The following is a 21,419-nucleotide window of genomic DNA, read 5'->3' as shown; positions in this document are numbered from 1 at the left end:
ATCTAATCGTTAAGCCAATGTCAACGTCATAGCCCGCATAACTTCCGATAATAGGAAAACCGCCAAGCGCAAGCGCTTGACGGTTCTCGAACAATTCGATATTAGCTCTTATTATTTCGAAGCAAGGAAAGCATCTAATTGTTTTTGTTTCTCAGCAATAACTTCATCCAGACCATTTGCTTTCAATTTCTTAATGAACTCATCCGCTTTAGCAGGATCGATAGAACCTGTATCAAGACCTGGATCGAACTCTTTACGGATGTTGTTCATGACAGAAGCTTGAGTAGAGATTGGCTCAGCATTTAATGTAAAGCCAAGTGCAGGAGAGTTTTTAGCATCCGTATTGAATGCTTTGAATAGCTCCCATTTGTTCGGATCTTCGTTATCCCACACATAGTTCAGGAATTGGCTACCGAACATCCAAGCAGCACCAATTGCATAGTTAGGTGTGTTAGCTGTTGCAGTAATAATTTCTCCGTTACGAGTGTAGTGATCGCCTTCAACTCCGAAGTTAAGCAAGTTATTCAATTCTTTGTCTGTGTGCAATAAGTTAATGAACATCATAGCACGCTCTGGATTTGCGGAAGTTGTCGTAATCCCTAGCATGGAGCCTGCAGTTTCACCCGTGGAAACCGTGCGGTCAGTCATGTTGATTTGTTTCAGCTTGCCTTGAAGGTTCGCTGCAGTTGCAACCTCAGCATCTTTACCTGGTTTCAGTGGGAATACGCCCATGAACACATTACCAGCCTTCATAGCATCTTGCGGAGAAAGCTGAGCAGTTGCAGCATCTTTATTGATGAAGCCTTTTTGATAGAAATCACGAGTGATAGTCAAAGTTTCTTTGTACACTGGGAAGTCATAACGAGCTTTAACAGTCGTATCTGTACCGTTCTTCATAACAACTCCGTCGATATTGTTATCACCGAGGAAGTCATATTTGGAGAAATAGTGAGTATTAAAGTTTTCGCCGTCTTTCAAGTACAGAGCAGTCAATTCAGGCTTTTTCGAATGTACAGCAGCTAAGATTGGCTCCAAATCAGCGATCGTTTTTACAGCATCCAATTGAGCAGTTAAGCCTAACTCATCAGCGATATCAGTACGGTAGATAACGCCACCTTGCTCAGCAAGCTCTTTGTTCGTTGGAATACCATAGTTCAATCCATTGATTTTTGCTCCAGCGATAAATGCTGGTGGAAGCGTCTCAATAATGCCTTGGCCATACTTCTCAAGAAGGTTACCATATTTGCCTGCCGGATCATTTAATGCCAAGAATGCGCCTTTAGCTACATTGTTGGAGTGACCATTCCAAGAAGCTGTGAAGAGGATATCCATTTCTTCACGCCCAGCAATCGCTAGGTTGATTTTGTTATCCCATTGTCCCCAATCGATCATTCTGATATCGATTTTGGCATTGATTTTGTCTTTCAGATAAGCATTAAGAGCTTCTTCTACTTTTTTCTCGTCCTTAGGTGCAGTTCCTGGGAAAGTCAGGGACAGTGTAACCTCAGGAAGATCTGCAGCCTTGCTCTCTTCTGGTGAAGCTGCTGCACTAGAAGCTGCGGGCTCAGATGCCTTTGCCGATGCGGATGGAGATGAGGATGCCTTCTCCTCATTGTTCTTACCACAAGCTGCTAATACAACAGAAAGCATCATTATTATTGCTAACAGCATGACGTACGACTTGCCGAATTTGCTTTTTTTCAACACGGGTATTGCCTCCCTTTTCTGAGTAGATACTTATATGCTCAACCGGCCGATAACCGGTAGTAGCCCTACAGTGAATGGAGCGCGTAAGCTCTCCAAATCTCTTAACCTTTGACCGCACCTACTGTTAAACCTTGAATGAAGAACCTTTGGAAGAAGGGATAAGCGAAAATAATAGGACCAACACCCACGATAGCCATAGCCATCCGAGCGGTTTCACTCGGCATTGTGAATCCAGGATTTGACTGTAAAATGGCCGAGTAGGCAGCTGAGTTGGCGCTTAGATATTGGATGTCTAGCAGCGCCTCATACATTCGGAACTGAATACTTATCGTTTCGTTGTCGGTGATAAACAAGAGACTAAGAAACCAATCGTTCCAATACCCTAATGTACATAATAGACCAACGGATGCAATTACGGGCAGGGAAAGCGGAATGACGATTCCGAAAAATGTCTTTAGCTCACCGGCGCCATCTATTTTGGCTGATTCCAGTACTTCAGTAGGAATCGAATTCGTGAAGAAGGCTCGCATAACGAGAACGAAAAATCCCTGTACAAACATTGGCATCATGAGGACGAACATCGTATTCCTCAGATCAAGAATTTGAGAATACATTAAGTAGTAAGGGACAAGTCCACCGTTAAACAAGATGGTGAAAAACATAATGAATGAAAAGATGTTACGATGCTTAAAGTCCCGTCGAGAGATCGGATAAGCGAAGAGAGCCATGATGAAGAGTGCAACTGCTGTTCCTACCACTGTGACGAATATGGATATCCCATAGGATTTAAGAACGGGCTGCCAATCGTTAAGTAGGAAGTTATAAGCTTCTATGCTGAATTTCTCTGGCCAAAATTTATAGCCATGGATTAATATCTGCTTCTCATCCGAGAACGAAACACCGATGATTAGTAAAATTGGAATGATACATAATGCCGAGTATAGCCAGAACATGATATTAACAATGAGATTCGGTCCTGGTGATAACTGATTGACATCAAATCTCTTACTCTTCGATGTGACTGTTGCCATTGGGTACTTCCTCCTTCTATTTAGAACAGGGCATCGTCCTTGCTAATTCGACGAATAATCATATTGGACCCAAATACCAGCAAGAAGCCGACGACTGCCTGATAGAACCCTGCGGCTGAAGAAAGTCCAATATTACCGGAAACTAAGAATCCCTGATATACATAAGTATCAATGACTAGCGTCGTCTCATAGAGAGCTCCCGCATTACGGGTGACGTTGAAGAACATCCCAAAGTCCGCGTAGAAGATTTTTCCGATTTGAAGCATCGTTAGCGTAATAATGATCGGACGGATCATTGGGAGCGTTATACTCATCACTTGTCTCGTTTTCGATGCTCCGTCTATCGTAGCGGCTTCATAATATTCTTTGTCGATACTAATAATGGCTGCTAGGTAGAACACCGCATAATACCCGATCCCTTTCCAGGTATTCAAGATGGGAAGAATGACTGGCCACCATTTCGTATCCGCGTACCAATTGACATCCTCCACACCAAACCAGTCCAGAACCAAATTGTTCATGATCCCTAACTGAGGATTTAAGAAAGCGTAGACGAGGTAACTGACAACAACCCACGATAAGAAAAAGGGTAGGAACATAACCGATTGATGAAACTTGGCCAATCTGCGGTTCCTCATCATGTTGTACAAGAGCGCTACACCAACACCGATAATAAGGTTCAAAATAATGAAAACAATGTTATACAATACTGTGTTGCGAGTAATTCTCCAAGCATCACTGGTCTTGAACAATACCTCAAAGTTTTTCCATCCGACCCATTGTCCGTTAACAAAGTTCTCGATGAAGCTTCTAGACTCATACGTGATCTTCTTGAATGCGATAATCGAGCCAACCATCGGAATATAGTTATTGATAATTAACACAATGAGAGCGGGTGCCATCATCAGGTAGAACACACCATATTTCTGCCAGTAACCTTGATTAAGCGTCTTCTTTTTGCGTAGCTTCGGTGATACAACCGTTGGCGTTGCTTGTTCCATCTCCATCACAACCTTTTATCTAGAAGTACTAATCTGTAAACTTATTGTACAGGGATCAGTATTCCGCCTTCTATCTACTGTGGTGACCGACATAGCACTATTGTGACTTTTCAAAACTAGTTGTACCCATTCTTTATTTTTATTATTTTGCAACAAAAGGACGGTCGATTGACCGCCCTTCCTACATTCTTATAGCATTGTCTGATGCTTCTTACGATACTCTTGCGGAGTAACTCCTGTAACTTTCTTAAATAGTTTTGCAAAATAAGAGAAGTGTAGGTAGCCCAACCCCTCAGCAATATTGCTTATTTTATCGTTCGTTTCCTTGAGCTGCACTTTAACCTTCTCTATTTTGACTTGAACGATATAGTCCGATAAGGAAAGGCCTGTTTCTTTACGGAATAAACGGGATAAGTACGCAGGATTGCGGTAGACGGAATTGGCAATATCGTCGCGGCTCAATTCCTTGTGAAGATTGTCCTGAATGTATAATTGGATCTTGGAAATAACCGCCGAGGCATCCCTCTGACGATCCACAAAAGTTTGTCCAACTTTGAGTAGCAGCTTTGTCGCCCAACCTTGCATGAGGGCAGGTGTACGAGCGTGTTGTCCATCTTGCACCTCTTGTGCGGACACCATATCATACATTGATATCCCTTTACGGTTAGCGGCCTGAAACAGAAGATGCACGAAGCCAAAGTAGAACAGCTCCAACGTCTCTCGACTTGAAGACTCCTCTTCGAATCGCATAAGCGTATCTTCGATGCTCTTGACGAGCTCTTCGATATTGCCGCTATCCAGCATGATCGTCCATTCCGTGAATGCCGGTAGTGTAGGTCCATTAGTTCCAGGTGAAGCTTCGAAATTCTGAGTACTATCTATAACAGTTTGAGGCTGTGATACGTTCGCTCGTTCCATTTGGGTTAGACGTTCAAGCGCTTCCGATAGCTCTCCGATTCCGACAGCTTCTCCCATATAACAGGACACTCGACAATGGAAATAATCATTACAGGCTTTAACATATTGCACACAGCGTGCTTTCAACACCTTGCGATCCATCGAATCGCCATACAATAATACGAGATTCAAATCGTTGCGATCCTGTAATATCGTCCCTGAGTTCTCACCTAAGATGATTTCCGTGGCAGCCTTCCGCAACGCATATTCCATAATGCTCTCATCGCGTGCATCCAGCTCGACCTCCCATCTCTCGATGCTTAGCAAGACTGGCAGTGCCCTTCCGTCCTTCTCTAACGGAATGTTGTATAGCTCAAGCTCTCTACTCAGCCTATTCGCAGAAGTCGGTATCTTCCTAATGAGTACGTCTTGCCAGAAGCGTTCTACAAGGATCGGTAGCTGATTCGTCCATTGAAGACGATATTCCTCAAGTGTATTCTCGAAATTCTGCTGTTCCTTGCGTCGCTCAATCTCCTCTACCGCACGACGAATGATGTCCTTCAGTACATCATGATCGACGGGCTTCAACACATAATCAAAGCAGCCATAGTGGAGCGCTTCCTGCGCATATTCAAATCGGGCATGTCCTGTCAAGAACACAACGAGCGTGTTCGGCGTAAGCTCACGAATTTGGCGAAGCAGTTCGATTCCATTCGCCCCTGGCATCTCAATATCTGAGATAACAAGGTCTACCTGCTGTTCTAGTAACTGTTTCTTCGCCTGCGCTACATTCTCCGCCTCGAGAATGGTGCTGATTGGCAGATCGCTCCAGTCGATCCCTTGAGTAATTCCCTTCAAAGCATACATTTCATCGTCAACGACCATCATCGTCAGCATCGGTATTCTCCTTAGTAGCCGCAGTGTGAATATGCTCTTCCTTATCCATTTCAATCCTATTCGTCAGCAATAAAGGAAGCTTAATCTCAACAACCGCTCCACCTTCAGGCGAATTGCGGAACACTATGCTACCTTCATCGCCGTACAACATCTTAAATCGTCGTAAAATGTTCCAGATCCCTAGATGCTGCTCTCCGGTTCCTAATATATATTCATTACTCTCTAAATCTCTCAGCATATCTGGAGGGAATCCCGAGCCATTATCCTCCACGATGATCCGGATATAACGATCAGGGGCTTCTGAGTCGTCCTCTGAACGAATCCCAACTCGGAACACCGATCCGTCCTGTACCCTATGATTAAATCCATGAATAATCGCATTTTCCACGAAAGGCTGTATCATCAGAGGGGAAATCTCGCTTGTTAAATGTCGAGCTTCTATGTTGATCTCGTAATCGAGCTTCGTCACGTATCTTAGCTTATGTATTTCCAAATAGTTTTTAATATGACTGATTTCATCTGTTAGGGGCACAACCGAACGATGGCTCTGCATTAAGAAGCGGAAATAATCCGCAAGATGTAGAGATAGCTTCTGAACCGACTTGAAGTCCTTCAGCGCCGCAAGGTTGTATATAATATTAAGACTATTCATATAGAAATGCGGGTTGATCTGGATTTGCAAATGCTTATATTCTGCGCGTTGTACCCTTATCTGTTCCTCGTAAATACCAATCTTCAAGCTCTCGATCTGTTCAACCATCTGATTGAACGTCCCCGACATGAAGGAAAACTCGCTGCTCTGATTTGTTGGTAATCTGACTTCAAACCGGCCCTGCCCAAGCTTACGCATCCCTCTTATCAATTCTACGAGCGGCTTAAACATCACTCGTTGCATGAAGATTAAATATAGAGTCAGCAGTAATACGACCAGAAGGGGTATCCATACATATAACATCTTCTGAAAGAACGGGAGGTTTTGCAAAATATAAGATTCTGTCGTCACAATCACATAGTTCACATCAGCATTAGCAGATGGCTTAGACAGGACCAGGTAAGCCTTCCCTCCACTTTTAAGAATCCCATAAGAATCGCTAAACGCGACGACCTCTTTCCTGAAACGCTCGTCATGCATCGGTGCAAAGCTGTTTTTCGTGATCATTTCTCCGCTTTTATTTATCAGAAAGGCATTACCCTCTGGACCAACATCGTAACTTTCAAGCCCTCTCATCAGACTATCTGACCTCACCAGAACGCCCGCATACACATCAGAGCCCATATCAATATACTTTAATAAATAATTCATATCCTCAATGATGACGGATTCCCAATTCGGATAGAAACCCTTCACCGCTTCTTCCATGTGCTCCCTAGACCAATCTAGTAGAACAACTCTCTTCATAGCTGAGTCACCACTATTTTGGGTTGTTATAAAGACATCGTCTTCCTTCTTCGTATAAACAAACAAGGAATCAATGTTATTATTAATGCCTCCAGAATTTCCGATGAATTGTTTCTGTAGTCGAATCTTAGCAAAGGTGATTTCATCAGCACCGGCCGGTAGGCTCCTGATGAGTGCAATATCCGGATCACTTTCCCTCAGCCGGAGTAAATAGTACATGAATTCCAGAAGCATCTTATCATTCTCACGAACATTCACAGTTAGGAGCTTATTATAGTTAGATGAAACCTGTTGTCGGACAACATTCATCGCATATACGTTGTTGTATATAATAAAAGCGATCATAGGAACAATAACGAGGAAAAAGCCGACTACAATCTTAAACCTCACCGATTGCCAATACTTCATCCTTTGCCCCTCCTGTTGCGACATTATTTTACATTATTGCACCTAGCATAACCTAAACTAAAGAAGCCGCCAAGGATTTTCCCTTGGCGGCATTAGCTTAATTATATGATCCCTATCCTTAATCCGCGATTACTTGGCACTATCCGCAGCCTTGTCTTCGTTCCCGAAGCGGCCAAGACGATCCAAAGTCAGCTTATAGCCGTCATTCCCATAGTTCAAGCATCGCTTCACTCGAGATATGGTTGCCGTGCTTGCGCCTGTCTCCGTCTCGATCTGGTTGTATGTATTCCCGTTCCCAAGCATACGGGCTACTTCAAGCCTTTGAGATAAGGATTGAATCTCATTCACCGTGCATAAGTCGTCGAAGAACACATAACATTCCTCTACATTCTTTAAGGTTAGTATTGCTTCGAACAATTGATCTATAGATTTATCATCAAGCTTCTTTAATTGCATACTCTCGCACCCTTTCCTTAACTCCTGTTGCATTGGTAACGGTTCGATGTCATGCCAAGCATGCTGTTCGATCACGAGACCACACTTTGGTTCCATTGTACTGCGTACCTACTAATAGTTCAAGCATCACCGTATTCACGCATTACAGGGATAAAATGTCTCTCCCCCCGGGCATCCGTCCATGCCCGAAGTTTAAACCCATCATATCCTATAATTAAAAAAGGGTGTGACTCTATGAACGAACCACGATCGCCCTCTCTTCGCGCTTGGACACCAGAGGGGTTCGGACAGGATCCTTTCCCAGGAATCGAAGACTCGTTCTCCGGTCCTCCCGCTGCCATAAATCCGACTGTACTTCCCGCGCCACCCGTAGCCACAACTGCCAAAGGTGGCCTTCCCTTCAACCTCTCTAACCTGAGTGACTTGAAATCGATGGTCGACCGCATGGGTGGAATTGAAGGAGTATTAACTACGATGGGTAAAGTTCAGAAATTTATGTCAACAATGCAGCAGATGGCGCCGATGATCAAATTGTTCATGGGAAGCAAGGGCAGCAAAGCAGCCGCTGCCAATGGTACAACGAAGAAGTCCACCACTCGCAAGCGTTCGGCAAGTCGGCCTACTAGTAGGAAAGCAAGCACTCGACGCCAATCCAAAAAGCGATAAATCCAAAGCAGTGATAACATTAAAAAGAGGCTCTCCTCTAGCTCGTGCTAAGGAACAGCCTCTTCTTTATTTACTCATATTCTAGGAAAGGATCAGGGATGATGATCACATGGGCTTCAGCATCACTCACTCCTGTATAGAGAGAAGCGGTTCCATCCTCATGCCTCACAAGACCACCACTGAAAATAACATCCACCAGATCTGGTCTCTTAGCAGGGCCTTCAGGGAACATGCTACGAGTGGCAATCAGCTTAATGGCGGTATAGCGGTCATTAGACGGGTTGTATGCGAACACCATTGGATAATAATGCCGAATGTTGTTTTCTTCCATCCACGCGATATGCCCTAAAACGCCAATCATCCCATTCGATAGGAGGTGTGCTTCATTCGCACCACCCCATTCTTCGGGAAGAAACTGATGGCGAAGCAGACTTGCGCTGGAGATCACTTCCTCCGTCAATTCCTCTAATGCTTCAATCTCTACATAACCGATCAACGCACGTGCACCTTCGACCATCATCGGCCGAGTAAACACCCCTATGCGACCATTCTGTAACTCGACGAGTCGAATATCCTTCATGGTCATTGGGCCTTTAGCAAATGGCTCCAGCCCATTAATCGAATGCCCTCGGTAAAACACGGTGCGCCAAGAAGTAACATAATGGGGGTCATCCCCATCAAAATAAACTTCAACACCACCAAAAACGAGTTCCTCCCCAATAAATGAGAAAAAAGGATCCTGCAAGTCGAATACGGGAGCACCATTTCTAGGCACCCATTCTCCCTTACGCTGAACAAAGAACATAACGACCGACGATTCTTTGTCGCGATCTTCTACCCGTCCAGCAATGACTAATTCCCCGTTATCTAAGAAAGGAGCACTAATATTATAAACATCACGTGTTCCAACCTCGGAGAAGACAAGTTTCTGTCCCCTCGCGGTGTGGTTACCCGCTGTGAATTCCCCCAATAAATCAATGCTCGATATGGCCTGATCTGTATATGCAAGCATGGGTGTCCTCCAGACTCAATAGAGTTGACAACAGCCTTTACTCTATTTTAGCAATATCGCTCATTAAGGTTTGGGTAATCCCACGCCTATTTTTCTAAATAAAGTGCTCGAATTAGTGGAGGAACAAACTAAGTAAATAATAGATCAGGATGGCCAATACTCCGACGATCGGAATCGTAATGAACCACGTGACTACAATACGTCCCGCCATATTCCACTTTACTTTAGAAAATTTCTTAGCTGAACCTACCCCAAGAATGGAGGAGGTAACCGCATGCGTTGTGCTGACAGGAATGTGAGATAAAGTCGCTACCAATATGACCGATGCGGATGCCATATCTGCAGAAAATCCGTTCATCGGGTCGATTTTGAAAATCTTCGTCCCCATTGTCTTGATGATTTTCCAACCACCAATGGATGTACCTAGAGCCATAGCCAAGGCTGCAGATAACTTAACCCATAATGGAATATCCAAATTATCCTGAATGCCCGCTGCAACTAACGCAAGCGTAATAATTCCCATCGCTTTCTGCGCATCGTTCGTTCCATGTGTGAAAGCCTGGAAGCCAGCCGTCACTACTTGTACGTAGCGAAATCTCTTGTTTACAGTATGCGGGCTTGAGTTCGCGAAAATACGCTTCAGCACAAACATCAGACAAAAGCCTGCAATAAAGGCAATGATCGGCGACAGGATAAGCCATTTAAGAATTGTCGTAAAGCCTGAGTAGTTAATTCCGTCCCAACCCTCTGATGCAATAGCTGCTCCTGCCAAAGCTCCAATAATCGCATGGGATGATGAGGATGGAATCCCTAACCACCAGGTGATTAGATTCCAGACAATCGCGGCTATAAGGGTCGCAATGACGACCGTCAGACCATGCTCCAGCTTAAAGGGATCTGTTATACTCCCACCGATTGTCTTAGCTACTCCGGTAAACATTAGAGCTCCTAATAAGTTCATGACGGAGGCTAAAATGATAGCGCGACGTGGAGTTAGCGCACGCGTAGAAACGGATGTCGCGATGGCATTAGCCGTATCGTGAAATCCGTTAATAAAATCAAACCCGAGCGCTAGCGTAACGATTATGACAACTAACCACATAGTGTAATCCATTGTATTCTTTTCAGTCCCCGCTTGTTAAGAATTCCGCATGATTATGGATTGTAATGTATTGGCGACATCCTCGCACGAATCAGTCGTCTGCTCCAAGCGCTCATATATTTCTTTATGTTTAATCAGCTCGATCGGATCTTTAACGTTTTGGAACAAATGCTTAATTCCTTGACGCATAAGATCGTCGGCTTCATTCTCTAATTCGTTAATCTTCACGCAATGGGGTTGGATAGCGAGTAGCTTCTTCTGTGAGAGTAAATAAATAGCTCCCTTAATTTCCTCTGAGCAGCGACGTAAGCAATCCGCGAAATTACGAATATACGGATCAGATTTCGTAACCTGATACATTTCAAAGCGTGATGCGCAAGCCTCAATACCATCAAGCACATCATCTAACTTCTTGATGAGCTCCATAATATCTTCCCGCTCGATGGGCGTGATGAAGGTTTTGTTAAGCTCGGTCAAAATAATATGGGTGCATTTGTCGCCTTTATGTTCAAAATCCTTCATTTCCTTGGCAAATGCTGTAACATTAGGCAGATCACCATTAACGTAAGTGGCGAAGCGATCGACAGTTTCGTGAATAATGTCAGCCATTTCTTCTAATGTTTTGAAAAAAATGTCCTTCTTCTTGAACACGGATAGCCCTTCTTTCCCATATATGTAACAAATTATGTTTCACTTCCCGCTAACACTGCGATAACATCAAGTTAACTTATATATTTTATCACAGGGTGTACGGGCTGTGTATAGCCCTAATTCCACACATGTGACACTTTTTTTAAGTTTGACCTATAATCGACTTTACTACTCTCAAATCGTATTACTTATTTTCGACGAACAATTTACTCTTTTGTAATCCTTCTCCAATAAAGCGCGCTGCATTTTTAATAACTGTAGCATAGATAAAAAAAAGAGATTACCATTCAACCATTCTCCTGGCTGAAAGGCAATCTCTTTGAGGTTCAAATCAATGAAATAATGATTACTGATAGGTCACGTGCTTATCCATTGCGGATGAACTTGGAACCACATGGTAATAAGTGACTCCCGGCAGGAAAGGTAATTCTTGTCCATCCTTCACGATGCGGATGACATCATCCTTCTTACGCTCCCACTTACAGGAGATGACTTTACCATTCTGGAATAGAAGCGCTTCACCGCCACTGTCGAGATCGACGACCAGACGTCCTACATCATCCTTGATATCGTGCTTTGTAGACAAAACAACCAAATTCGTAGCCGTTAGCTGTTGATCATTATTTTTGTCGATATGCGGTTTGTCATTAATGGAGCGCGAGTACAAAGCTTTAGCGCTATCATAAGCATAGGATACCTTGTAGCTCGACAGCATGAATTTGATATCAATCTGTGTCGCAGGCGCTGCAGTTGTTAGCTCGGTTGGCGATGTGTTGAAGGGGAGCATGGGAACGGTTACTGTATCCTTATACTTACGTTTCTCTGCACCTGCACGAAGCTTCTCCAATGTCGAATACACATTATGTGGCGCTTTACGAGACTTGTCCCGATAAAAGTATGCACCCGCATTCGTAATCTCGTCTAAGTCTTCCTTGTGTTGACGTTGAAGAATGGCGAAAGCATCATTACTCGCACCAACATGTACGAGGACTCCGCTATAAAACTCGCCAACCTGAATGAAGTAAGGACGGATGCTGCGGATCGGTCCGATTGGGTCGGTGAACTCCTTGCTTTGGAATATCGCCACCAAACGCGTAATTCCGCCTTCGGCAAGCAACTCCCATACCGTATCTGCTTGTGTAAGTCCGGATTGCGGTCTAGCTGGAGCAAGGTTATTGATCATAACGGCAAACGGCCTGTTCGTTACTTCCTTCTCCACGGGTAGCCCCGTCAATGGAGCCAGGAATTGCGCGGTTGGTGTTGGCGTCTCGCTTGGAGTTGCCGAAGCACTTGCCGTTGGTACAACCGTCTCAGTCGGCTGCGTTAACGTCTCCTTGGATTCGTTACTGCCGCACGCTGTTAAACCTACGAGCACGGCTGCAAGCGTAAGCTGCATCGCGATTCGTAATCGTTGCGTCATGCTCATTCTCCCTTCGCATGTATGTACTCTTCCATTAAACCACACACTTACTTCGGGAAAAAGAGCCAGAAATCCCTTTTCTTCGGCAATATCAGTTGTTAGCTGTTACGTTTTCTCCATTTGATCAAGAATACGGCTACAAATATGCAGCCTACCGGTACGAGAATTTTCCATAGGTGGGTCTCTATCGTATGTAAAACAATGCTCCATTGCGGACCGAAAAAATAGCCCAAACCAATAAAACATATACACCAAAACAAAGCACCTGTATACGCGTAAGTGGCGAACGTTCGGAAAGGAGAACCGATAATGCCAGCAAAATACCCCGTCACATGACGAACCCCCGGAATAAAATATCCAATGAATATGAGAATATTTCCATATTTATCAAACCATCTCTTCGTTTTCTCCAGCTTGTTCGGAGTAATCAGAACCCACTTACCATAGCGCTCCAGAAAAGGCATTCCTGCTTTATTCCCGATGAAGTAAGTCAAAGTCATACCGATCGTTGTCCCGGTAAAGGCGCAGAACAAAACGGGCCACAAGCGCAATATCCCCTCATAGGACAAATATCCTGCATATAGCATAGTCGTCTCACCTGGAAAGGGTAACGCGACGAACTCCAATAACAATCCGAAAAACAATAACTCATAACCATATTGATCAAATAGACTAGCTATATTAAAGTTACTCAATTTTCCGACTCCGCATCCTGCTAGTATAATTTTCCTCCTTTCTGTATAACCGATTATAAGAAAATAGTCTAGTCATTATGATGTTGTATGGTCTAGAGAATTCATTTATTTGATAACACCAACCACGTCATCTAGGACAATGGAATTGTCCGGATCCAATCCAATCTCTGCACGTAAAGCTGTCAATGCTTGCGTTAAATCTTCCTTCTTCGCATATACGTAGGGGCTTAGCCATTGTGATTCCACTTGAAGAGAGTTAATTTGATTCGGTTTGATTTTGGGGAAGTTTAACACCCATTGGCGCAATTCGGATTCAGGAACATCGGTCTTCACATTGTCTCCGATAATTTCTAATATTTTTCCCCATTGCGTAATTCCGTTAAAAGTTCCCAATTTATCGACGATCTGTTTGATCACTAGCTGCTGTCGATCATTTCGGGCGAAATCTGAAGATTCCCTAGTCCCTTGATTGGATTTGCGATAGCGCACAAAATCAAGCACCTGTTGGCCGTTAAGCTTCTGCAGGCCCTTCTTCAAATCAATATTAGTGCCATCAGCCGTATCCTTATATTTCATATCCATATCGACATCAATCTCAAGGTCGCCAAGCGCATCCACGACTTTGCGCAGGACATCGAAGTTCATCACAACCATATGATCGATCGGAAGTCCCAACAAATCGCTGAAAAACTGCTTCGTGTTGGGTATAACTGTAGCTTTGTCCTTGTTGTAAAAGTAAGCATAATAATAGTTTGTTTTGCGGGATGGAAGTGATTTAGGTTTAAGCAGCAAATCTCGCGGCAAAGACAAGATGCTAGATGAACGGGTCTGCGGATTAAAGCTTATCAGCATGAGAACATCCGTATTCATCGCTCCTCCGCTTCCATCACGATTATCGACCCCAGCCAGCAAAAAAGTCAGCGGCCCCATGGGATCTTTTTCTTCTAACGAGCTCGCGGTGACCTCTTTCGTACCAACCGCTTCTATTAAAGTCGAGTGTGAATTGTTGTTCGCCGACATTCGGTGGATCGCATCATCTGCTTTGTAGACTAAATAGCCTGCATAGCTTCCAATGCCAATAATAATGAAACCGATGACTGCCGCTGCGATCATCAGCACTTTTCGAATCCTTTTTTTATTCTGAATACCTGTCATGATTTCCTCCGACTTATGTACATATTCTATCGTCCATAATAAATGAATAATGAGTCGAATAACAGTAAATTTCCCAATAAACTAGATGAGAACCTACTCATAATCCCTTTGAAAACGCCATATTTCCCGTTGCGCGTTTGGTTAATTATGTATCTGTGCAGTACAATAAAGGAATGAAAACCACACTTGTAGGCCTCAGTTATCTCGTGTCCATAATCATGTGCTTTATTTATAAAAATGAGATCCTCCATTGGCTCCAAGAAGGTTATGTACAAATAGCCCTTGTTTTCCTCATTGCTGTTGGTTTTATCCTGTTTCCGGTTATGCCTTTCAAAATTATTATTGGAATATTAGGGTACTCCTACGGCACCCTGTTAGGTGCTTTTATCAGTTGGCTAGCGGCCTCCGTAGGAAGTGTGATCATTTACTTGATCGTAAAAACCTTTTTCCAACAACAAGGCAGGGCCTACCTAGCCAAATTCAACCGATTGGAAAAGCTGCATCAATCAATTGAGCAGCAGCCATTCTGGACAATCGTCATTGCCCGCATGATTCCGATTGTGCCTCAAAGCGTTGTCAATCTCTATGCGCCGCTTCTATCCATTCGACTTCTAACTTACGCTATCGCATCCGCTGTCGGGAAAATCCCCGCTATGCTCGTGTACGCCTATATCGGACAACATTTTATTTCCGATAAGGGTCGGTTATTTATGGCTATCGGTATCTATATTTTGTTCTTATTGTTAACGTATCTGGTATACCGGTACTGGTTTAGAAAACAGGGGTCCCCTGCATAAAAAAAACGCCGAAGCTCCCGCTCCGGCGTCTACAACTTCGTTATCCAGAATGAGCCCCCGCTCAATCTAAACCCTTCAACACCTAAAGTATCTACGATCGGCTGGGTAATCTTCAGCAGATCCACATCCTGCGACACAAAATAACTTGGAAAAGCAACCTCATATAAGGGTTTAACACCTTGCCCCAACAAATCGGGGCATAATCTCCAGAAACACGATGTTTGCGTCCGAATTAGGGAACACGCAATGGCTGCTGTCTACGAACAGGATATCTCCCGATTCAAGTTCCTCAAACATCCTTATATCTGTATTTTCCAGCGTTTTACGAACGACTCGATCACAGAGCGCATCAATCTCCGCCCTTGGACGTCTCCCTTCACCCCATAACCGTATTCTTCATCCTCTTAGTTTGCGACGTATACAGGCCTAAAAACCTTAAATACTCCAATGCTGCCAATCCTGCTGACGCTTCTCATGACTAGCCAACCATTCTAGTGTGGATTGGTACAGTTCATTTTTGTGAACACCCTTAGAGTACGTATGATCAGCCTGGAACAAAATGTTCTTGTCGCAGCGACCTTCGCCTCTTAACCAGAATGTTTTCTCTAGCAAAAAGCTGTAGTCCGTAGGAATGGCGTCATCCGATGTCCCATGTGCGATAAACACGTCTCCATGAAATTTGGGCGCCTCTTGGAAAGGCTGGTGCTTCTGGAGCGATTCAAAAAATTCAGGCTTTAGAGGATAGCCAAGATAATCCGCAGTCCCCTTTTTCACTGTCTCATCATAAACATCGCGCCCTACAATTTTGACGATATCATTAAAGGGATGAGCCACAGTCGACCATAATGCGAGCGACTTCACTCGGCGATCCTTCGTTCCCGTCAGTAAGGCTACCGCGCCTCCCAGGCTGTGCCCCAGTAAGGTTACCCGCAAAGGGTCCACACAATCTAGGCTAAGCCCGTAGTCGAGAACGGAGCGCGTCTGGGCGATCATAGAATCTAGCCCGTGCTCCCCATAGATTCCATCGCTTTCCCCACAGCCAGCATAATCAAAGCGAATAACGAGAAATCCTTTACGAGCTAACTCCCTGCTTGCAAGAAGGAACAATCTGTCTACGCCAACACGACTCCCAATAAAACCATGGCATATGACGACGAGCGGCATTTTCTTCTCGGAGCAAGCTCCGTCTTTCGCTGGATAATGGATTGTTGCTGTTAAGTTAAGATCCTCATGTTGGATCGTGAATGGTCTCTCCATAATCAAACCCTCATTTCCGTTAATTCCGATGTATTTACTATGAATTAAATATTATCATCATAATTAACTTCTGTCAAACGTTAAATATCAGTTCCTGCTTTCCTATTTTTATTTTTTCAATATCTTGTATTGTTAGATTACATGACATTGATATATAATGAAAACCACATTGGTGAATATTGTGTAAGTTAATATTACATCAGATAATTACAACATGGGAGATGGATCACAATGAAGAAACACAAGCCTCAGATTTGGAAAGTCATGTTAGCTGGTCTTCTCGGTGTAGTCGCTGTATTTCCTAATTATTCGTCGACCACTGCGTCGGCAGCTTCAACAAGCAAGTGGCCACAGCTTACTGAAATCGTACAGCCCATTATCGAATCTGCTGATAAAGAGGGTATTCGAGTTTCCGTAGGCATTCGCGACCTAAACGGAGCTTACGAGAATCAAAAAATACTTTTGGGCAATGATTCCGTGTACAAGCCTGCTAGCACAATCAAGATGGCACTCGTATCTACCCTAATGCTGCAAGTAGATGCAGGAAAGAAATCACTTAGTGATACCGTAACTGTTGAACCCGATGATGTTGTAGGGGGTACAGGCTCTCTTCAGAAAGAAACCTTCCCTCAACAAATTACATTAGATAGATTGGCACGCTTGATGATCACTCAATCCGATAACACGGCAACTAACGTTCTTATTGATGCTGTTGGCTTAGACCAAGTTCAAGCATTGATGGATCAGCTAGATTTGAAGGTTATGCACCTGGGGCGTAAAATGTTTGCTTCCGCTCCTACGCCAGAGCAGGATAATTATATTAATGCTGAAGACCTCGTAACGTTGCTGGAGAAAATCTATAAAGGGGAGTTTCTGACAGATAAGTCTCGTAACCAGATTATCACTTGGATGTCCGCTCAAGAGGTCAATACCAAATTCGGCGCTGCCCTGCCGACAGCTCCAATTGCTCACAAAACCGGTGAAAATGCGAACGTTACCCATGATGTCGGCTACTTCCTTGTTCCAGGCCACGAGATCGCTATCTCGGTTATGACTGAGGTAACTACGACCACCGACTTCGACGAAGCACAGAAGCTTGGCAATCCCGTCGTGCAATCCGTCGCCAAAGCGGTATATGGTTATTTAATGTCCGGTGAAACGCAAGGCGATGCTTCAACAACGATGACTCGTGCAGCTTTCGTTAAGCTACTCGTTCCAGCTCTTGGCTTGCAAGTGAAAAGCCCTTCATCATCCTTTGTAGATGTAAGCTCAGATAGTGATTTTGCTAAATATGCCACTGCTGCTTATCAAGCAGGTATCGTGAACGGTACGACAGGCAACAAATTCGAGCAAGATTCCCTGATTACTCGTGCTGAGATGATTACGATGTATGTTCGTGCTTATGAATATATCCATGGGGAGATCACCGATTATTCAGAGTCATCCTCGTACAATGATATGGACACCGCACCCACCTGGGCTATCCCATCCGCGTTAAAAGCTCAGCATCTATGGGGTGCGAACAGTGATTCGGACGAAACCCTGAATCCTTCACAAAAAGTAAATCAAGCAGAAGGTCATAAGATGATCGAGCGCTTATGGTTCACTAATAACTAGACATTACGCATAGCAAAAGACCGGAGGAACCTTTCCCTCCGGTCTTTGTTTTGTTTTCATCCCTATTGGGAAGTCTAAGCTTATTCCCATGCGATTCCCTATCCTACCTCAATAAGGAGATAACGAACATGGAAGGCTTCGTCCATTGGATTTCCAGCCATACTGAAATTGCTTTACTCATTGTCGTCAGTATCTTTGCTGTATCGTACATTGTTAGCAAACGAAAATCATTGTTCTACAAAGAATAAGCATTCTTCTTGAGAGGCTATCGCAGTGCTTTCGCAGCAATATCCGTACGGTTCTGTTTACCTTGGAACGTGATGCCGGCAGCAGCTTCATATGCATGAGCACGTGCTTCGGCAATTCCAGCGCCTCTACCTACGATACCAAGAACACGGCCACCATTCGTGACGATCTGACCATCCTTCATAGCAGTCCCCGCATGGAATACGAGAGCTCCTGGTGTGTTTACGCTATCCAGGCCTTCAATTGGGGTGCCCTTCGGATAGGCTCCTGGGTACCCTTCAGAAGCAAGCACAACGCATACCGCCGCTTCATTGCTCCAGTTGATCTCGATATCCTTTAAGCTGCCATCAATGGAAGCTAAGAAAATATCAAGCAAATCGGTTTCAAGCCTAGGCAATACAACTTGGGTTTCCGGATCTCCAAAACGAGCGTTGAACTCAATCGTCTTAGGACCGTCCTTCGTAATCATCAACCCAGCAAACAACACGCCGCGGAATGGACGTCCTTCCGAAACCATAGCACGCGCTGTCGGCTTGATGATATTCTCAATAGAATCATCAATAATGGATTGCGCGATATGCGGAAGCGGTGAATAGGTACCCATTCCACCTGTATTCGGCCCTTTATCATTGTCGAATATTTGCTTGTGATCCTGTGCAGGCGACATTGCGCGTACTGTCTCCCCATCAACGAAAGCCAGAATCGACATTTCTTGTCCTTCTAAGAATTCCTCGATAACGACCTTATCTCCAGCAGCACCGAACGACTTGTCTACCATCGTTTCTTCCAACGCTTTATCCGCTTCTTCACGAGTGAAGCAGACAGCTACACCTTTACCCGCCGCTAAACCATCTGCTTTAATGACGATCGGCAACGGTTGTTGCTTAAGGTAAGCTGAAGCATCAGCATAATCTGTAAACGTCTCATACTTAGCAGTAGGGATATTGTATTTGCGAAGCAGGTCCTTCATGAAGATTTTGCTGCCTTCGATCTCAGCAGCGTTTTTGCGAGGTCCATACACTGGAATGGACGCCGCTTCGAATTCATCTACGATTCCAGCTGCAAGTGGATCATCCGGTCCAACAACAACGAGGTCTATTGCTTTATCCTGCGCAAATTTTACAAGACGAGCAAACTCTAATTCTCCGATATCCACATTCTCTGCAAGCTGAGCTGTTCCCGCATTACCGGGTGCGCAGTAGATTTGTTGGATTCTCTCACTCTTCTTCAGTGCCCAGATGATGGCATGCTCACGACCACCGCGTCCAATGACTAAAATATTCACGTTATCTTCCTCCTCCGATACCAAAGGACCAATTGATAGGATACGCAATCATACAAATAAAGCTATCGGATAACGTTATTTGGTTATTGTACATCCTATTATAGGAAATAGCGTTACTGCGTAACGCTATCCCATTTTGATCATTTAATTATGGCTCGTTCAATTAATGTTTGAAATGACGTACGCCCGTTACAACCATCGCGATGTTATTCGCATTAGCTACAGCGATGGAGTCCGCATCCTTGATGGAACCACCTGGCTGGATAATTGCCGTAATACCCGCTTTTGCAGCAAGCTCAACCGTATCTCCCATGGGGAAGAATGCATCAGAAGCAAGAACAGCACCTTGAGCTTTGTCTCCTGCTTGCTCGATGGCAATACGAGCCGCACCCACGCGATTCATCTGGCCTGCACCTACGCCGACCGTACTGTTGTTACTCGCTAGCAGAATCGCATTCGATTTCACGTGTTTGACGACTTTCCAGCTGAACAGCAATTGCTTCAGCTCTTCAGCTGTTGGTGCACGATCTGTAACGACTGTAATATCCTCTTCGCTCAGGCTGTGCACGTCGCTCTCTTGAACAAGCATGCCACCCTCGACACTTGTTACCAACCATTCGGAGTTACGCTCAGAAGCGGAAGGTAGGTTGCCGATACGCATAAGACGGATGTTTTTCTTGCGTTGAAGAATTTCCAGAGCATCTGGAGTGAATTCCGGCGCAATAATAATTTCTAGGAACAATTCGCTCAAGCGAGTTGCGGTCACTGCACCGATCTCACGGTTAGCCGCAATAATGCCGCCGAAGATTGAAGTTGGATCAGACTCATAAGCTTTAACATAAGCTTCGTCAATATCCGCACCGATCCCAACGCCACATGGATTCATATGCTTAACCGCAACAACGGCTGGCTCATCAAATTCCTTCACAATAGCCAGTGCCGCATTCGCATCATTAATATTGTTATAGCTCAGTTCTTTACCGTGCAATTGCTCAGCAGAAGTGATATTGCCTACGGTTGAAAGTGGCTTGCGATAGAAAGCAGCTTTCTGATGCGGATTCTCTCCATAACGAAGCTCCTGCACCTTCTCGTAAGTGACCGTCAAGCTTTCTGGCAACGGGTTATCTAATTGTTTGGCAAAATAATCAGAGATAAGCGCATCGTAAGCGGAAGTATGACGGAACACTTTAGCAGCAAGACGTTTACGAGTTTCTAATGTTGTATCGCCACTGCTGCGTACTTCTTCCAATACTTGCGCATAGTCACCCGCGTCCACGACGACAGTAACGAAGGCATGGTTCTTAGCTGCAGAACGAAGCATTGTAGGGCCACCGATATCGATGTTCTCGATCGCATCTTCGTAGGAAACATCCGGCTTTGCAATGGTTTCCTTGAACGGATAGAGATTCACGACAACAAGATCGATATAGTCCAAGTTCAGCTCTTCCATTTGCTTAATATGCTCAGCGTCATCTCGAACCGCTAGCAATCCGCTATGTACTGCGGGATGCAACGTCTTAACGCGTCCATCAAGAATTTCAGGGAAACCAGTAACCTCGGAAATCCCGATCACCGGCACTTGTTCCTTCTCAAGTAACGTCTTCGTTCCACCTGTCGAAATGACCTGCACACCTTGCTGTGCAAGCTCACGGCATAATTCTACGATTCCTGTTTTGTCCGATACGCTGACCAGCGCTCTTCTAATTGCCACGATTGAATC

General features: G+C 44.5%; 18 protein-coding genes. 3 read left to right on the top strand and 15 right to left on the bottom strand.

Annotated features, from left to right (window positions below; genetic code table 11):
• Window positions 1–111 precede the first annotated feature (111 nt).
• From M1K58_RS25875 to M1K58_RS25850, 6 genes are all read right to left on the bottom strand, one after another.
• A complete protein-coding gene (locus M1K58_RS25875) occupies window positions 112–1,707 on the bottom strand; it encodes an ABC transporter substrate-binding protein (protein WP_256761775.1) in 1,596 nt (531 codons plus the stop codon).
• Window positions 1,708–1,808: 101 nt separating this feature from the next.
• The gene (locus M1K58_RS25870; protein WP_256761774.1) at window positions 1,809–2,738 is read right to left on the bottom strand and encodes a carbohydrate ABC transporter permease; all 930 of its coding nucleotides are present in this window, start codon (window positions 2,736–2,738) and stop codon (window positions 1,809–1,811) included.
• 20 nt (window positions 2,739–2,758) lie between these two features.
• Window positions 2,759–3,739: an ABC transporter permease gene (locus tag M1K58_RS25865; RefSeq protein ID WP_256761773.1), complete on the bottom strand. Its 981-nt coding sequence runs from the start codon at window positions 3,737–3,739 to the stop codon at window positions 2,759–2,761.
• Between the two features lie 189 nt (window positions 3,740–3,928).
• A complete protein-coding gene (locus M1K58_RS25860; RefSeq protein ID WP_256761772.1) occupies window positions 3,929–5,533 on the bottom strand; it encodes a response regulator in 1,605 nt (534 codons plus the stop codon).
• Window positions 5,511–7,340, bottom strand: coding sequence for a sensor histidine kinase (locus M1K58_RS25855; RefSeq protein WP_256761771.1), 1,830 nt, complete (start codon window positions 7,338–7,340; stop codon window positions 5,511–5,513). Before M1K58_RS25855 ends, M1K58_RS25860 begins: the two co-directional genes overlap by 23 nt.
• Window positions 7,341–7,469: 129 nt before the next feature.
• The gene (locus M1K58_RS25850) at window positions 7,470–7,796 is read right to left on the bottom strand and encodes a YerC/YecD family TrpR-related protein (protein ID WP_256761845.1); all 327 of its coding nucleotides are present in this window, start codon (window positions 7,794–7,796) and stop codon (window positions 7,470–7,472) included.
• A 234-nt stretch (window positions 7,797–8,030) separates the two neighbouring features.
• Here M1K58_RS25850 and M1K58_RS25845 point away from each other — a divergent pair, with 234 nt between their 5' ends.
• The gene (locus tag M1K58_RS25845; RefSeq protein ID WP_256761770.1) at window positions 8,031–8,462 is read left to right on the top strand and encodes a tyrosine protein kinase; all 432 of its coding nucleotides are present in this window, start codon (window positions 8,031–8,033) and stop codon (window positions 8,460–8,462) included.
• Between the two features lie 70 nt (window positions 8,463–8,532).
• Here M1K58_RS25845 and M1K58_RS25840 read toward each other — a convergent pair whose 3' ends face one another.
• From M1K58_RS25840 to M1K58_RS25815, 6 genes are all read right to left on the bottom strand, one after another.
• Entirely contained in the window at window positions 8,533–9,474 is a 942-nt protein-coding gene (locus tag M1K58_RS25840) for a DUF1861 family protein (protein ID WP_256761769.1), read from the bottom strand.
• 112 nt (window positions 9,475–9,586) lie between these two features.
• Entirely contained in the window at window positions 9,587–10,588 is a 1,002-nt protein-coding gene (locus tag M1K58_RS25835) for an inorganic phosphate transporter (protein ID WP_256761768.1), read from the bottom strand.
• 24 nt (window positions 10,589–10,612) lie between these two features.
• Window positions 10,613–11,227: a DUF47 domain-containing protein gene (locus M1K58_RS25830; protein ID WP_256761767.1), complete on the bottom strand. Its 615-nt coding sequence runs from the start codon at window positions 11,225–11,227 to the stop codon at window positions 10,613–10,615.
• Between the two features lie 346 nt (window positions 11,228–11,573).
• The gene (locus M1K58_RS25825) at window positions 11,574–12,647 is read right to left on the bottom strand and encodes a DUF3048 domain-containing protein (RefSeq protein ID WP_256761766.1); all 1,074 of its coding nucleotides are present in this window, start codon (window positions 12,645–12,647) and stop codon (window positions 11,574–11,576) included.
• A gap of 98 nt (window positions 12,648–12,745) precedes the next feature.
• Entirely contained in the window at window positions 12,746–13,342 is a 597-nt protein-coding gene (locus M1K58_RS25820; protein WP_256761765.1) for a DedA family protein, read from the bottom strand.
• A gap of 105 nt (window positions 13,343–13,447) precedes the next feature.
• A complete protein-coding gene (locus tag M1K58_RS25815) occupies window positions 13,448–14,497 on the bottom strand; it encodes an LCP family protein (RefSeq protein ID WP_256761764.1) in 1,050 nt (349 codons plus the stop codon).
• A 173-nt stretch (window positions 14,498–14,670) separates the two neighbouring features.
• On the opposite strand from M1K58_RS25815, the gene M1K58_RS25810 reads away from it, so the two are divergent.
• On the top strand, window positions 14,671–15,294 hold the full coding sequence (locus M1K58_RS25810; RefSeq protein ID WP_256761763.1) for a TVP38/TMEM64 family protein: 624 nt from the start codon (window positions 14,671–14,673) through the stop codon (window positions 15,292–15,294).
• A 435-nt stretch (window positions 15,295–15,729) separates the two neighbouring features.
• Here M1K58_RS25810 and M1K58_RS25805 read toward each other — a convergent pair whose 3' ends face one another.
• Window positions 15,730–16,551 (bottom strand): alpha/beta hydrolase family protein, encoded by an 822-nt coding sequence (locus tag M1K58_RS25805; RefSeq protein ID WP_256761762.1) that lies wholly within the window; start codon window positions 16,549–16,551, stop codon window positions 15,730–15,732.
• Between the two features lie 231 nt (window positions 16,552–16,782).
• On the opposite strand from M1K58_RS25805, the gene M1K58_RS25800 reads away from it, so the two are divergent.
• The gene (locus M1K58_RS25800; RefSeq protein WP_256761761.1) at window positions 16,783–18,168 is read left to right on the top strand and encodes a serine hydrolase; all 1,386 of its coding nucleotides are present in this window, start codon (window positions 16,783–16,785) and stop codon (window positions 18,166–18,168) included.
• Window positions 18,169–18,433: 265 nt separating this feature from the next.
• On the opposite strand, the gene purD is transcribed toward M1K58_RS25800, so the two are convergent.
• Together purD and purH are read right to left on the bottom strand one after the other, a co-directional pair.
• Window positions 18,434–19,699, bottom strand: a complete 1,266-nt coding sequence (gene purD / locus M1K58_RS25795) for a phosphoribosylamine--glycine ligase (protein ID WP_256761760.1) — start codon at window positions 19,697–19,699, stop codon at window positions 18,434–18,436.
• A gap of 163 nt (window positions 19,700–19,862) precedes the next feature.
• Window positions 19,863–21,410: a bifunctional phosphoribosylaminoimidazolecarboxamide formyltransferase/IMP cyclohydrolase gene (purH, locus tag M1K58_RS25790; protein ID WP_256761759.1), complete on the bottom strand. Its 1,548-nt coding sequence runs from the start codon at window positions 21,408–21,410 to the stop codon at window positions 19,863–19,865.
• Between the last annotated feature and the right edge of the window lie 9 nt (window positions 21,411–21,419).

The organism is Cohnella sp. WQ 127256 (genome assembly GCF_024519285.1).
Taxonomy (GTDB): domain Bacteria; phylum Bacillota; class Bacilli; order Paenibacillales; family Paenibacillaceae; genus Cohnella.
Note: the sequence above shows the minus strand (reverse complement) of the source record. Positions and strands in the feature narration are given on the sequence as shown.

Coding starts and splice junctions, on each gene's coding strand:
- M1K58_RS25870 (WP_256761774.1), bottom strand. CDS start 2,738: ATGGCAACAGTCACATCGAAGAGTAAGAGATTTGATGTCAATCAGTTA.
- M1K58_RS25865 (WP_256761773.1), bottom strand. CDS start 3,739: ATGGAACAAGCAACGCCAACGGTTGTATCACCGAAGCTACGCAAAAAG.
- M1K58_RS25860 (WP_256761772.1), bottom strand. CDS start 5,533: ATGCTGACGATGATGGTCGTTGACGATGAAATGTATGCTTTGAAGGGA.
- M1K58_RS25855 (WP_256761771.1), bottom strand. CDS start 7,340: ATGAAGTATTGGCAATCGGTGAGGTTTAAGATTGTAGTCGGCTTTTTC.
- M1K58_RS25850 (WP_256761845.1), bottom strand. CDS start 7,796: ATGCAATTAAAGAAGCTTGATGATAAATCTATAGATCAATTGTTCGAA.
- M1K58_RS25845 (WP_256761770.1), top strand. CDS start 8,031: ATGAACGAACCACGATCGCCCTCTCTTCGCGCTTGGACACCAGAGGGG.
- M1K58_RS25840 (WP_256761769.1), bottom strand. CDS start 9,474: ATGCTTGCATATACAGATCAGGCCATATCGAGCATTGATTTATTGGGG.
- M1K58_RS25835 (WP_256761768.1), bottom strand. CDS start 10,588: ATGGATTACACTATGTGGTTAGTTGTCATAATCGTTACGCTAGCGCTC.
- M1K58_RS25825 (WP_256761766.1), bottom strand. CDS start 12,647: ATGACGCAACGATTACGAATCGCGATGCAGCTTACGCTTGCAGCCGTG.
- M1K58_RS25815 (WP_256761764.1), bottom strand. CDS start 14,497: ATGACAGGTATTCAGAATAAAAAAAGGATTCGAAAAGTGCTGATGATC.
- M1K58_RS25810 (WP_256761763.1), top strand. CDS start 14,671: ATGAAAACCACACTTGTAGGCCTCAGTTATCTCGTGTCCATAATCATG.
- M1K58_RS25805 (WP_256761762.1), bottom strand. CDS start 16,551: ATGGAGAGACCATTCACGATCCAACATGAGGATCTTAACTTAACAGCA.
- M1K58_RS25800 (WP_256761761.1), top strand. CDS start 16,783: ATGAAGAAACACAAGCCTCAGATTTGGAAAGTCATGTTAGCTGGTCTT.